Here is a 13,151-nt window from a genome sequence, read left to right on the forward strand (position 1 = left end):
TGCAATCAGACCTCGACGATGGGGTTCGGCAACAGGGAAACTATGCTGCCCCAGTTGAGGGGCTTCAGAACAGGGCCAATCCAGCCTTTGATCATGCCGGAACGGGATATGGGTGGGGAGAATACCGATATAACACGAAAAACAACTTATTCTGCCAGTAGAGAAGGCCTCATCAGTCCGGACAAGGCCGGCAGAATCGTTTGCAGATCACGCTCGGCCCTGCACACCAGATAGAGACCCTCAAGCCTTCCCTGCCCCCCGGAGAGCGGCAACCCGTCCTTATCCAGCGGCACAGCATGAAGCCCGAGATCAGCATAAACCTGAAGGTAGGTCTCCCCTACACCCCATAAAGCAGTCTCCCGCCCCTCCTGGCTCGCCAGATCGCGGAGATGCCACACGGCAGAGACACGGTCTGCCTCTGGCCCTGTGGGGTCACCCAGACCAAGCAGCAGCGATCCGACGCGACAGAACGGAATCCCCGCATGCGCTGCCTCCCCCAGAACGACGCCATCAGCCTTGGGAATGCTGAGACCGTTCATACGGGCACAACGCATCCGCCATTCGGGCGTCCATGGTTGAAAAGTAACATGCGCCGGACGAATCAGCCCCCATATCGCCGCAAGTCCGGCGAGTACCGCCCCAGCCACACTGGCACGGATTGCATTAGGCACATCCGCTGACAGTACAATACTCCACCAGGATGCCCCGGCCAGTCCACTCACATGCCGCTCGAACCCTGCCAGCATCAGCAGGCAAATCACCAGGGCAAAAAGCGGTACCATCGTTTCGGCCTGCATCCGATCACGGAGACAACGGGCCTGACGGTAAAACGCCTCCCTGAACGGAGCCAGCAGCAGCCCGGTCAGAATCAGGACGGCTGAAACCCATACCCCTTCTCCTCGCGCCAGAGAGACCGCAGCCCCACTGAGCAGCAGCAGAATGGTCATCCCCCACGCCAGACGCACACGCTGCGCCAGACCGACCGCCATGACCAGCAGACCGGTTCCGAGCAGGGAAGGGAAAAACATTTCCACCTCTCTCGCTGCCCCGAATGTATCAATACCGAGCCAGGACAGATCCGGATTAGGATCGACGAAATTCAGACCGAGCAACAGGGAGCCGCTCAGGGCCACAGCCCCGGTTGCCGCCCCCACGGCCAGATCAGGCGCGTTCCAGCGCGATGGAGCGGGCAACGCATCCTGCCCCTGATCCGCTGACGAAATGGCTTTACGGCCGCGCAGCAGAAGCTCGTTCCCTGCAAAAAGAGCGCCGGATATGAAAAGCGGGATGATGTAATAATAGAGACGGAAAACCAGAATCGCACTAACGATCTGAGGCGGGGGCAGCCAGCCGGACAGCCCAATCAAGATGGCGCTGTCGAATACACCCAGTCCTCCGGGAAGATTGGCCGCCAGACCGGCTGTGTAGGATGACAGATAGACCCCGAGAAAACGCAGATAGGTCAGCCCCTCCGCTTCCGGCAGCAACGCGTAGAAAATTGCCGCCGTCACCGCCACATCCGCCGTTGCCAGCAGAACCTGCAAGACCGCCATTCGTGCGCCGGGCAGCGATATTTCATGGCCGAACATCCGGAACGTACCGAACATACGGGCCAGAGTGACATAACCAGCGACCACGGCCCACATCCCCACACCGAGCAGATGCATGCCCCAGCCAGGCAGCCACTGACCGAAGAAGGGAACGGATTCCGGCTCCCACAGCAGAATCGCCCCGCCCAGCACCATGCCCCCCAGGCCAAAGGTCAGGCTGCAAAAGGCAATGACCTTTCCAATCTGGACCGGTGTCAGGCCCCAGTGCGCGTACAACCGATATCGCACGGCAGCGCCGGAAACCGCCGCAAACCCCAGATTATGCGCCAGTGAATAGGCACAGAAAGACGCCAGAGAGACCTTCCAGTAACTGACCCGCCGTCCGGCATAAATCGTGCCGAGCCTGTCGTACAAAGTCAGCACGGCATAGGAAACCACCGTATATCCGGCAGAGATCCAAAGCACGCGATTGGGGATCTCCTCCAAGGCGCGTTTAATGTCATCCACCTTCAGATGGTGGAATTCCCTCTGCACCACATAGATCGCACCGATCAGCAGCAGAATTCCCAGAAAAGCGGGAGCCCGCCGCAGGATCCGCTTGCCGCGGACCAGCAGCCTCAGCTGGCGGATCCGCTTTGCGTCAAGTCGTTGGAGTGTTTTGGCGCGCAAGGGCGGCCTCGATCAGAGAAGCGGTTTCAGCAACGCCATAGACGGCAACAAAGTTACCGAAGCGCGGCCCCTCCGCCTGCCCCAACAGCACCTGATAAAGACAGCCGAACCAGGCGCGTAATTCTGCAAATTCATGTCTCTTGCCGACCTCGAACACTGCATTCTGCAGGACGGTTTCGGACGTATCGGGTTCCATAGCCCGCAGCACATCGCGCAGATCAACAAGGGCAGCCCGCTCGGTCTCTGTCGGGTCGCGATAGTTTTTCTGCGGCAGCACGAAATCTCGGTAATACATCACCGCATGATCGGCCAGCCGTGCCAGAAAAGGCTGCGTCTCCGGGGTAGCACCGGGGCAGTAGCGGCGGATGAAGCCCCACAGAATATCGGCATTCTCTGCATTCACCACGCTGGCCAGATTGAGCAGCATCGCGAAACTGAGCGGACTGCGCTGTTCCGGCACCTGCCGTCCGGCAATATGCCAGGAGGGATTGGTCTTCAGCGCGGCCTCATCCTGAGTCGCGGCCTTATCAGCATGGGCGAGATATTCATCGGCAGCACGCGGGATGACGTCAAAATACAGGCGCTTGGCCCGCTGCGGCGCATTATACATGTATTGCGCCAGACTTTCCGGCGGGGCATAGCGCAACCATTCCTCGACGGACAGGCCATTGCCCTTCGACTTGCTGATCTTCTGGCCATGCTCGTCCAGAAACAGCTCGTAGGTCAGCGTTACCGGCGGCTGGCCACCGAGAATGGAGCAGATGCGGGAGGACAGCCGCACACTGTCAATCAGATCCTTGCCTGACATTTCATAATCGACGCCCAGAGCATACCAGCGCATCGCCCAGTCGGCCTTCCACTGCAACTTGGCAGCACCACCGGTGACCAGCGTCTCGAAGCGTTTGCCGTTCTCATCCCGCCAGACGATCGTTCCAGCCTCCACATCGCGATGCTCGATCGGCACCTGCATCACGATACCGGTTTCCGGATGCAGCGGCAGGAAGGGAGAGTAGGTCGCCCGACGTTCCGGCCCCAGCGTCGGCAGGATGACGGCGGTCACCTCGTCATACACTTCCAGCAGACGGCGAAGGGCCGCATCGAACCGGCCCGACCGGTAATATTCGGTGGAGGACGCGAATTCATAGGAAAAGCCGAACCCGTCCAGAAAGCTGCGCAGCCGGGCATTGTTATGGGCGCCGAAACTGTCATGGGTGCCAAACGGATCAGGCACGCTGGTCAGCGGACGGCCGATGAATTCCGCCAGCATTTCCTTGTTCGGGACGTTGTCCGGCACCTTGCGCAGCCCGTCCATATCATCGCTGAAAGCCAGCAGGCGGGATGGCAGGCCGGTCAACTCCGTAAAGGCGTTCCGCACCCAGGAGGTGCGCGCCACTTCCCCGAATGTGCCAATATGCGGCAGGCCGGAGGGGCCATAGCCGGTCTCGAACAGCGCCTCCCGCTTTCCGGTCGCGGCCAGACGCGCGGAAACGCGCTGCGCTTCCTCAAAAGGCCATGCCTTGGGAACATCCGGCGTCTGGCCGGAAGAGGAGGGATCAGAGGGGGAAGAAGCCGATAAAGACGTCACCATGCGGCGCAAGCTAGAAACGGCAGCGCGTCCGGTCAATCGGAGCCGTGAACATGGCTCCGCTGACCGGCAGGAAATGCTGCCGGATGCACACACCGGCCCGATGCGCAGATACGCTCTGGCGGCTGGTCTGGTTAGCCCTATAAAGGTCTGATGCAGTCCCGCCCCCCCAGCGTCATCCGGCAGGAGTCTTCTTCACAGGCAGGGTATGCCGCCCTTGTCGCCGGATACGGACAGGCCGCGATCATTGATCAGGACGGCGTGCTGCACCAGACCAGCAGCGCCAGAGCCGCCACCATGCTCCGTACACTGCCGCCTGTGCTGGTTATTCATGCGCCCGCCACACTGAACCGGCTTGCTCTGCATGGTCATGCCATGCCGTGCCTCGATCTGCTGGAGCTGTTCGCTTTCGTGCTGCCCGGCAAAACCGCCTCCCCCACCCCGCGCGGGCTGGCGCTGGCGCTCGACCTGCCACCACCAGGACCTTTGCTGGAGGAACAGGTCACCAGCCTGTCCCGGCTGGCCTCCACTCTGCTGACCCGGTTGCAGGCCGGACGCATGACCCCGCTGAACCGGGATGCCGCTGCACTCGCCGCACGGATGGGGCAAAGCGGCTGGGCATGGGCGCCTTATGTGATGCAGGCGCTGGGGCAGCCCGATGCCGCCGCACAGGCCAATACGCTGAGAATCTGGAACCGGCTGCCGGAATGGGAAGACCTGCCGCCCCCGCCGCCGCCCTCCTCCCACCCGGTCAGCGATACCGAGGCAAGAAGCCGCCTGCGCAGCATTCTCGGCACCGAGGCAGAGCAAAGACCAGGACAGGCGGATTATGCAGGTGCCGCCAGCGCCGCCTTTGCACCGAGACAAAGCCAGGGCGATCCCCATCTGGTGCTGGCCGAGGCGGGCACCGGCACCGGCAAAACGCTGGGCTATATCGCCCCTGCCAGCCTGTGGGCCGAGCGTAATCACGGTTCCGTCTGGATCAGCACCTATACCCGCCATCTGCAACGGCAGATCGAGGGTGAGTTGGCCCGGCTGTTTCCCGATCCCCTCATCAGGCGGCAGAAAACCGTGCTGCGCAAAGGACGGGAGAACTATCTCTGCCTGCTGAATTTCGAGGATGCCGTGGCCAGCGTAGCCGGGCTGGCGCATGCCCGCACCATTCCGCTTGCGCTGCTGGCACGCTGGGCACTGGTGACAGAAGATGGGGACCTCCAAGGTGGCGATCTCCCCGGCTGGCTGCCGGAACTGTTCGGCGGCGGCCTGCTGCCGGCCCTTGCGGACAGGCGCGGTGAGTGCATCCACGCCGGATGCGGCCACTGGAAGAAATGCTTCGTGGAACACAGCATCCGCCGGGCACGCGGGGCCGATCTGGTGGTGGCCAATCACGCGCTGGTCATGGCGCAGGCCGTGTGGGGCGGGCTGGACGATACGACAGTGCCCACGCGCTATGTTTTTGACGAAGGGCATCATGTCTTCGATGCCGCAGATAGTGCGTTTTCCGCTATCCTGTCAGGGATGGAAACGGCAGAACTCCGCCGCTGGCTGCGCGGAGCAGAAGGCGGCCGTTCCCGCGCCCGCGGGCTGCGTCGCAGGCTGGAGGAGTTGGTGGCCGATGATCCCGACCTTCAGACCCCGCTGGAAGCAGCCCTGACCGCGGCCACCGCCCTGCCTTCGCAAGGCTGGCAGATGCGTCTGGCCGAAGCGGCCCACGATGCACCGGAACACCCGGATTCTTCACCCGGCAATGGTCTGCTGCCCGATCTCGGCGGGATCGAGGCCGGACGACAAAATCCGGCGGAAGCCCTGCTGCATCTGCTGCGGCGTCAGGCTCTGGCCCGATCGAATGACAGGGCAGACCTGCCCCGCACAGCCATTGAGGCCGATCTGCATCCGGTTCTGCCCGAACTGCCTGAAGCCGCCGCCGTGCTGGATCGGGCGCTGGACCGTATCCTCCAGCCGCTGAAAACCCTTCGCCAGCGTCTGGCCGACCGGCTGGAAAGCGAATCCGACACGCTCGATCAGCCAACCCGCAGCCGGATCGAGGCCACCTGCCGCTCCCTTGGTCGGCGGGCCATCGACCCGCTTTCCGCATGGCGCACCATGTTGCTGGCGATCCAGTCGCCGCCCCCGGAAGCAGGACTCCGGCCGGAGCATGTGCATTTCATCCGCCTGCAACGCGGCGATACCGGCGACCGGGATGTCGGACTGCACCGGCACTGGCTGGACCCGACCATTCCTTTTACCGCCACACTGGCTTCACCCGCACATGGATTGCTGATCACCTCCGCGACGCTGCGTGACGGCGGCATGGAAGATCAGGCCGCTGCATGGGAAGCGGCAGAAGCACAGGTCGGCGCGCCGCATCTGCCCTCCCCCGCCATCCGTGCCGCACTGGCCAGCCCATTCGACTATGCAGCGCAGACGCGGGCCTTCATCATCACCGATGTGGGATACGATATTGCGGCCCTCGCCGCTGCCTACCGCACCCTGTTTCTGGCGGCAGGCGGAGGAGGGCTGGGGTTGTTCACCGCTATTACCCGGCTGCGCGCCGTCCATGCACGGATTGCACCCGCACTGGAAGCGGAGGGGATACAAGTCCTCGCCCAGCATGTGGATGCCATGGACAACACCACGCTGGTTGATGTCTTCCGTACCGAAATCGATTCCTGTCTGCTCGGGACCGATGCAATGCGTGACGGTGTGGATGTGCCGGGCCGTGCTCTACGGCTTGTTGCGTTCGAACGTGTGCCTTGGCCGCGTCCGGACATTCTGCATCGGGAACGCCGCATTCATCTTTCTGGCGGCATGCCGTCAGCTTATGACGAGCGCATCACGCGCATGAGATTGCGACAGGCTTTCGGGCGACTTGTGCGCAGCGCTTCCGATCGTGGAGTGTTCGTATTGCTGGACCGCCGGACACCCAGCCGCCTTCTCACCGCCTTTCCCCCTGGCGTCACAATCAGACGCGTCGGGCTGGCGGAAGCCGCGTCAGAAGCAGCCGATTTTTTGGGACCTGAACACAAAAACGTGATCAGCGCTGACCCATTCAGAATTTGATACGTTTCGGCTTGCGCCCTTTGCCAGTATCAGCGAGTTTTTTCCTATGTTGACCCGTGAAACACTGACTCCCCAGGAAGCCCTTGTGTGCACGATGGTGCTGGTGGCGGCCGCTGATGGCGGTATCACCGACCGCGAAATCGGCACGATGGCCGGATTGGTCCAGTTTCTGCCGGTTTTCCACGGTTTCACAGCTCAGGAACTGGCCACCGCCACCGATGCCACGGTCAATCTGCTGCGGGATGAAAACGGACTGGCCCATGCCTCCCGTCTGATTCGAAACGCCTTGCCGAACCGGCTGCGCGAAACCGCCTATGCTCTTGCCTGCGAAGTCATCGCCGCCAGCAGTGAAGCCCAGCAGCCTTCATTGCGTATGCTGGAGATGGTGGCCCACGAACTGCATCTGGACCCGCTTGTCATTACCGCCATCGAACGCTGTACCCGCGCACGCCACCAGCGGGTTTGATTCTTTACCCTGCCGGAACCTGCCCTGACGGAACATGTACCGTCAGAGAGCGTTCGCCTTCCATGACAACAAAAGCATGGGAGATGGACATCATGAGCCACAATCATAGTAAGCAAGGCCCGGATTTTCAGTCCTCCGTCACCCTGATTCAGGCCAATTTCGACAGCGATGAAGCCGTGCAGGCGGCCATTGATCGTGTCATGCAGACCGGGATCGACCGGGGCGCCATTTCCCTGACCCATCGTGACAATGTCCCGGCTGGTCCCGATGACAGTGTCGATGCACCCACGACAGAAACCGATCACCGCCAGTTGCGCACACTCGGGGCGGGCGTTGCAGCGGCGGCAGGCGCTATGGCTGCTGCTGGTGCCGTCGTGGCGACAGGCGGTGCGGCCGCCCCGGTGATAGGGGCTGCGCTGGCAGGCGGTATGGTGGCAGGCGGTGCAGCAGAAGGCATCGGGCAGGCGGCAAGCCAGGCCGGGCACGAAAAACGTGAAACAGCTGCAGAGTCCAATGCGCTGATTCTGTCAGTCTCCGTGCAGGATGCGAACCAGCAATATCGTGCCGAACGGGCCTTGTCAGAGGCAGGTGGAACCTCAATTCACCGGATTGAGAAGGTCTGACCCCTCCCGATCCATGTCTGAACACAAAAAAACCGGTCGCCCCATCAGGAACGACCGGTTTTCATGGTCTCATGATCAGATCAGCACGATGCTGTGAAGCATCAGGCTGGCTGAGCAATCAATCAGGCCACGCGAAGGTTGGTGGCAGCGGCCTTGCCGCGTTCCATCGCAACTTCGTATGTCACCTTCTGACCTTCGTCCAGGCCACGCAGACCAGCCGCCTGAACAGCGGTGATATGCACGAACACATCCTTACCGCCATCCTGCGGCATGATGAATCCGAAGCCCTTTGTAGCATTGAACCACTTAACTGTACCCGTAGCCATAGCGCGTCACTTCTCCGTCGTTAACACCACACACATTGTGCGGTGATCGACAACCGAGCCTTTTGTATTACTTGAAGGCTCCCCCCGGTGGGGCACCGGTGCATGTGTTCCGAAAAACACTCTCACCGGGAACGGACGCGCAGCAAGGCAAGCAAAAGTACGATTGACAGTTTGTAGTGGGACAGAAAGCACTGCAGATGTCAATTGTGGATCAATGACAAACCACATCAGGGATCGACCAAAAACCGGCCTCTGGTCTGGTGATTCAACACGGCTCACAGAAAAAGGGCGGCCACCAGGGCCGCCCTTCCATCGTCGGTTGAACGGATGGATCAGAAATCCATATCGCCCATGCCGCCCGGAGGCGCACCAGCCGGCGCTTTCTTTTCCGGCTTCTCGGCAATCATCGCCTCGGTGGTGATCAGCAGGGCCGCGACGGAAGCCGCATCCTGCAGAGCCGTGCGAACGACCTTCGCCGGGTCGATGATACCGGCCGAAACCAGATCCTTGAACTCGCCGGTCTGGGCATCGAAGCCGAAATTGTAGGTGCCGTTTTCCAGAACCTTGCCGGCGATCACCGCACCGTCCTCACCCGCATTTTCGGAGATCTGACGCAGCGGCGCCTGCAGGGCGCGGCGGATGATTTCAATACCGACCTTCTGATCGCCATTGTCATAGCCGAGATCGGCCAGCTTCAGGGACGCGCGGGCCAGAGCCACGCCACCACCCGGAACGATGCCTTCCTCGACCGCGGCGCGGGTCGCATGCAGCGCGTCATCGACGCGATCCTTGCGCTCCTTCACCTCGACCTCGGTGGAGCCGCCGACGCGGATGACCGCGACGCCGCCTGCCAGCTTCGCCAGACGTTCCTGCAGCTTTTCACGGTCGTAGTCAGAGGTGGTTTCCTCTGCCTGCGCGCGGATCTGGCTGCAACGGCCCTTGATGTCGTCGGCAGAACCGGCGCCTTCGACGATCGTGGTGTTTTCCTTCTCGATCAGCACGCGCTTCGCGGTGCCGAGCTGCTGAAGGGTGACGGTTTCCAGCTTGATGCCCAGATCTTCGCTGATCACCGTGCCGCCGGTCAGGATCGCGATGTCTTCCAGCATCGCCTTGCGACGATCACCGAAGCCCGGAGCCTTCACGGCCGCGATCTTCAGACCACCACGCAGCTTGTTCACGACCAGGGTGGCCAGGGCTTCGCCCTCGACATCCTCGGCGATGATCAGCAGCGGACGGCCGGACTGCACGACGCTTTCCAGCAGCGGCAGCAGCGGCTGCAGCTGGGCCAGCTTCTTTTCGTGGATCAGGATGTAGGGGTTATCCAGCTCGGCGATCATCTTCTCCGGGTTCGTGATGAAATACGGAGAGACATAACCGCGGTCGAACTGCATGCCTTCAACGACGTCCAGCTCGGTCTGGATGCCCTTGGCTTCCTCGACCGTGATGACGCCTTCATTGCCGACCTTCTGCATGGCCTCGGAGATCATGCGACCGATCTCGCTTTCGCCATTGGCGGAGATGGTGCCGACCTGAGCGGTCTCGGAGGGGTTGGTGATCTTGCGGCTGTTGGCCTTCAGATCCTCGATCACCACGGCGACGGCCTTGTCGATGCCGCGCTTCAGATCCATCGGGTTCAGGCCAGCGGCCACGGCCTTGGCGCCTTCACGCACGATCGCCTGGGTCAAGACGGTCGCGGTGGTGGTGCCGTCACCGGCCTTGTCGTTGGTTTTCGAGGCCACTTCGCGCACCATCTGGGCGCCCATGTTCTCGAACTTGTCGGCCAGCTCGATTTCCTTGGCGACGCTCACGCCGTCCTTGGTGATGCGCGGTGCGCCGAAGCTCTTGTCGATGACCACGTTGCGGCCTTTCGGACCCAGGGTCACCTTCACCGCATCGGCCAGAATGTCCACGCCGCGCAGCATACGCTGACGGGCGTCGCCACCGAATTTTACGTCCTTGGCTGCCATTGTCGTTTCTCTCGATTACAGTCTGTGGGGAGGAAAACAGGACTTCATTCAGAATAAAGGCGCAGGCTTTTTGCCGTGCGCAGCCTTATCCGATGATGCCCATGATGTCGCTTTCCTTCATGATCAGCAGCTCTTCGCCGTCGATCTTCACTTCCGTGCCGGACCACTTGCCGAACAGCACGCGATCACCAGCCTTGACATCGAGCGGCTGAATCTGACCCTGCTCGTTACGCGCGCCGGCGCCGACGGCGACGATTTCGCCTTCCATCGGCTTTTCCTTGGCGGTGTCAGGAATGATGATGCCGCCAGAGGTTTTTTCCTCAGCGTTCAGGCGACGGACCACGACGCGGTCGTGCAGGGGACGGAAACTTGCCATCGGAAAACGCTCCATAAAACTCGTGCGCCTCTGTCCGGCGCTTGATGGGCTCGTTTGTTAGCACTCCCACGCGGAGAGTGCCAGCCATGTATGGCAGCTCATTTCATTTTTCAAGCAATCGGCGCGCAGACTTTGTGAATTTTTGGCAGCCACAGTACAGCGCGAGTGCTAATGCATTGATAAGAAACATTTTTCTTGAAATCGCCCCAACCGCAATGTCACGTTTCTGAAACGGGCTGCGGTCAGACGGGCGCAGGCCCGGATTTTTTACCGTCAGGAGGCACCCTTATGAATCTTGGCCGTCAGTTGCAGGACTATCGTCTGACCACCGCTGAAATTCTTTATCACCTGCCCGACCATCCCGCCCTGTTGCAGAGCTATATCTGGCAGGAGCTGGACATCGCCCCCCGCTTTCCGGAACTCCATAAATTTCTGGATTTCTGGAGTCGCGAGCTTGAGGGCAGGCTCCATTCAGTGCGCGTGACCGCTGCCGGTCTGATCACGCCCGGCGAGATTCGTCATCCGGCGCTGGTGGCCACTCTGCACTGACGGTCTCATCCGGCTGTATCGCCTCCCGTCCCAGCCGGGTGCGGCGATACAGCCAGAACCCAAGCATCATGGACATACAGAACAGCAGGATGGCCACGGCCAGCTGAACGCCATGACCGATTCGGGTACCCCCGCCCAGCAGCACGAACACCAGGGTTTGAGGGATAAATCCGACGATACTGGCCGCCACAAAAGGGATCGGCCGGATATCCAGCACGCCGGCCAGAATATTGAGCAGCAGATTACTGCCGACCGGCAGCAGACGCAGGGTCAGGGTGGCGCTGAATGGATGCACGGCCAGGAGCCGGCTGAGCCTGACCAGACGCCCACCCTGATCGCGTCTTGCCAGAAAACGCCGCATCCAGGCGCGCGCCAGCAGCCGTGCCCAGAGAAAATCGGCACCGCAGCCCAGCACGGTGGCGGACAAGGCCAGACCAAATCCTTCTGCCGCCCCGAAACTGTATCCGCCCGCAAATGCCACCACCTGACGCGGCATTCCGACCGCACAGGACAGGGCGGCCAGCAGCAGATAGGACGTCCAGCCGCCCGTGCTGCGCAGTCTTTCAACCGACAGGCCGCGCATGATCAGCCCGGCCGCAACCAGACCGGCGATCAGCAGGAGCGGCTTGCCGACACTTTTCCACAAAGGGGGTACGACACGCAGCGATACGGACGGAGCAGCCTCGGGAGGCTCGGTTGTGACCATGGCCGTCCCGGTTAGCGTCATGACCGGGCAGCATCAAGCCATACAGGAGCCCCATGTCACTGCCCCCATGTCGCTGCCCCCATGTCGCTGCCCCATACAGGCATCATCGTGCCTGCTGTTCGGCTGTCGCTGAAACCGGTATAGAGCGGGCATGTCAGACCATATCCGTGCCGCATCCTCTCCCTCCCGCCATGGCCGCCAGTATGCTGTGACTCCGCAGCAGCGTAACCGCATTCTGGTTGCAACATGGATGTTCACGCTCTGCTTCATGATTTTGGTGATGGTCATGCTCGGAGGGGCGACCCGGCTGACCGGTTCCGGCCTGTCCATCATGGAATGGGCGCCGCTGATGGGCACGCTGCCACCGACCTCCCAGGCTGAATGGGAGCGGCTATACGCGCTGTATCAGAAGATCCCGCAATACGCGCTGGTCAATCATGGCTTCGGGCTGGACGGGTTCAAGCATATTTTCTGGCTGGAATGGACCCATCGGCTATGGGGACGCCTGATCGGGCTGGTTCTGTTGGTGCCGCTGATCTTTCTGGCAGTGACGCGCCGGATCGAGCGCACCCTGATCCCCCGCCTGATCCTGATTTTCGTACTGGGTGGCCTGCAGGGGGCAGTCGGCTGGTTCATGGTCGCCTCCGGTTTTTTTCCGGACAGCACAGCGGTTTCGCCCTACCGTCTGGTGGTCCATCTCTCCTTTGCACTGCTGCTTTACAGCGCCCTGCTCTGGACTGCGCTCTCGGTCCTCAATCCTGAGCCGCGCCCGCTCCCCGGCACGGTGGGACTGCGCCGGATGAGCATGGTTACGCTGGTGCTGGTCTGCATCACCATCATTGCCGGCGGCTTCGTCGCCGGTATCCATGCCGGGCTGGATTACAATACCTTCCCCCTGATGGATGGACGACTGGTCCCGGAAGGGTACGGCGAAGGCCCCCGTGCCATGTTCGAAAACATCCCCACCGTCCAGTTCGACCACCGCCTGCTGGCCACACTGACGGGCCTGACAGCGCTGCTGACCGGGCTGATCGGATTCCGCAGAGGCGGCAATGCCCGACGTGCCGTTTTGCCGCTGATGGTCGCGGTGATCTTGCAATATGCGCTTGGCGTCGCCACGCTTCTGAGTGTCGTCGCCATACCAGTGGCCGTGGCCCATCAGGGTATGGCTGTTCTGCTGCTGACTGCCGCGATCGTCACCCTGCATAGTCTGCGTGGTGCCGGCCGCACCGCTTCCATCAATGCCCCGGCCTCTTCTCACTAGCCGGGCAGGA

11 protein-coding genes are annotated in these 13,151 nt (G+C 61.6%); 5 read left to right on the forward strand and 6 right to left on the reverse strand.

Annotation, left to right across the window (positions count from 1 at the left end; translation table 11 throughout):
• Positions 1 to 146: 146 nt before the first annotated feature.
• Positions 147 to 2,219, reverse strand: a complete 2,073-nt coding sequence (locus GbCGDNIH8_RS11245; protein ID WP_081368990.1) for a putative bifunctional lysylphosphatidylglycerol flippase/synthetase — start codon at positions 2,217 to 2,219, stop codon at positions 147 to 149.
• Positions 2,191 to 3,807 (reverse strand): lysine--tRNA ligase, encoded by a 1,617-nt coding sequence (locus GbCGDNIH8_RS11250; protein WP_072573257.1) that lies wholly within the window; start codon positions 3,805 to 3,807, stop codon positions 2,191 to 2,193. The genes GbCGDNIH8_RS11245 and GbCGDNIH8_RS11250 overlap by 29 nt, the downstream gene beginning before the upstream one ends.
• 150 nt (positions 3,808 to 3,957) lie before the next feature.
• Here GbCGDNIH8_RS11250 and GbCGDNIH8_RS11255 point away from each other — a divergent pair, with 150 nt between their 5' ends.
• The 3 genes from GbCGDNIH8_RS11255 (at position 3,958) to GbCGDNIH8_RS12995 (ending at position 7,953) form a co-directional block, all read left to right on the forward strand.
• The gene (locus GbCGDNIH8_RS11255; protein WP_072573258.1) at positions 3,958 to 6,864 is read left to right on the forward strand and encodes an ATP-dependent DNA helicase; all 2,907 of its coding nucleotides are present in this window, start codon (positions 3,958 to 3,960) and stop codon (positions 6,862 to 6,864) included.
• Positions 6,865 to 6,910: 46 nt separating this feature from the next.
• On the forward strand, positions 6,911 to 7,330 hold the full coding sequence (locus tag GbCGDNIH8_RS11260; protein ID WP_072573259.1) for a tellurite resistance TerB family protein: 420 nt from the start codon (positions 6,911 to 6,913) through the stop codon (positions 7,328 to 7,330).
• 92 nt (positions 7,331 to 7,422) lie between these two features.
• Complete coding sequence (locus tag GbCGDNIH8_RS12995) at positions 7,423 to 7,953, forward strand: hypothetical protein (protein WP_157692640.1); 531 nt, start codon at positions 7,423 to 7,425, stop codon at positions 7,951 to 7,953.
• Positions 7,954 to 8,075: 122 nt separating this feature from the next.
• Here the strand turns inward: GbCGDNIH8_RS12995 and GbCGDNIH8_RS11270 are convergent, their stop codons facing one another.
• The 3 genes from GbCGDNIH8_RS11270 to groES form a co-directional block, all read right to left on the reverse strand.
• A complete protein-coding gene (locus GbCGDNIH8_RS11270) occupies positions 8,076 to 8,279 on the reverse strand; it encodes a cold-shock protein (protein WP_011632878.1) in 204 nt (67 codons plus the stop codon).
• Positions 8,280 to 8,611: 332 nt separating this feature from the next.
• On the reverse strand, positions 8,612 to 10,246 hold the full coding sequence (groL, locus tag GbCGDNIH8_RS11275; protein WP_072573261.1) for a chaperonin GroEL: 1,635 nt from the start codon (positions 10,244 to 10,246) through the stop codon (positions 8,612 to 8,614).
• 85 nt (positions 10,247 to 10,331) lie between these two features.
• Positions 10,332 to 10,622: a co-chaperone GroES gene (gene groES, locus GbCGDNIH8_RS11280; protein WP_025287479.1), complete on the reverse strand. Its 291-nt coding sequence runs from the start codon at positions 10,620 to 10,622 to the stop codon at positions 10,332 to 10,334.
• A 288-nt stretch (positions 10,623 to 10,910) separates the two neighbouring features.
• Between groES and GbCGDNIH8_RS11285 the strand changes: the two genes are divergently transcribed.
• On the forward strand, positions 10,911 to 11,171 hold the full coding sequence (locus tag GbCGDNIH8_RS11285; RefSeq protein WP_072573262.1) for an usg protein: 261 nt from the start codon (positions 10,911 to 10,913) through the stop codon (positions 11,169 to 11,171).
• Here GbCGDNIH8_RS11285 and GbCGDNIH8_RS11290 read toward each other — a convergent pair.
• Entirely contained in the window at positions 11,122 to 11,877 is a 756-nt protein-coding gene (locus GbCGDNIH8_RS11290) for a TVP38/TMEM64 family protein (protein ID WP_081368991.1), read from the reverse strand. The two genes, GbCGDNIH8_RS11285 and GbCGDNIH8_RS11290, sit on opposite strands and share 50 nt — an antisense overlap.
• Before the next feature lie 151 nt (positions 11,878 to 12,028).
• On the opposite strand from GbCGDNIH8_RS11290, the gene GbCGDNIH8_RS11295 reads away from it, so the two are divergent.
• On the forward strand, positions 12,029 to 13,141 hold the full coding sequence (locus GbCGDNIH8_RS11295) for a COX15/CtaA family protein (protein WP_081368992.1): 1,113 nt from the start codon (positions 12,029 to 12,031) through the stop codon (positions 13,139 to 13,141).
• Positions 13,142 to 13,151 lie beyond the last annotated feature (10 nt).

It is taken from the genome of Granulibacter bethesdensis (assembly GCF_001889545.1).
Lineage (GTDB): Bacteria > Pseudomonadota > Alphaproteobacteria > Acetobacterales > Acetobacteraceae > Granulibacter > Granulibacter bethesdensis_B.

Coding starts and splice junctions, on each gene's coding strand:
- GbCGDNIH8_RS11250 (WP_072573257.1), bottom strand. CDS start 3,807: ATGGTGACGTCTTTATCGGCTTCTTCCCCCTCTGATCCCTCCTCTTCC.
- GbCGDNIH8_RS11255 (WP_072573258.1), top strand. CDS start 3,958: ATGCAGTCCCGCCCCCCCAGCGTCATCCGGCAGGAGTCTTCTTCACAG.
- GbCGDNIH8_RS11260 (WP_072573259.1), top strand. CDS start 6,911: ATGTTGACCCGTGAAACACTGACTCCCCAGGAAGCCCTTGTGTGCACG.
- GbCGDNIH8_RS12995 (WP_157692640.1), top strand. CDS start 7,423: ATGAGCCACAATCATAGTAAGCAAGGCCCGGATTTTCAGTCCTCCGTC.
- GbCGDNIH8_RS11270 (WP_011632878.1), bottom strand. CDS start 8,279: ATGGCTACGGGTACAGTTAAGTGGTTCAATGCTACAAAGGGCTTCGGA.
- groL (WP_072573261.1), bottom strand. CDS start 10,246: ATGGCAGCCAAGGACGTAAAATTCGGTGGCGACGCCCGTCAGCGTATG.
- groES (WP_025287479.1), bottom strand. CDS start 10,622: ATGGCAAGTTTCCGTCCCCTGCACGACCGCGTCGTGGTCCGTCGCCTG.
- GbCGDNIH8_RS11285 (WP_072573262.1), top strand. CDS start 10,911: ATGAATCTTGGCCGTCAGTTGCAGGACTATCGTCTGACCACCGCTGAA.
- GbCGDNIH8_RS11290 (WP_081368991.1), bottom strand. CDS start 11,877: ATGGTCACAACCGAGCCTCCCGAGGCTGCTCCGTCCGTATCGCTGCGT.
- GbCGDNIH8_RS11295 (WP_081368992.1), top strand. CDS start 12,029: ATGTCAGACCATATCCGTGCCGCATCCTCTCCCTCCCGCCATGGCCGC.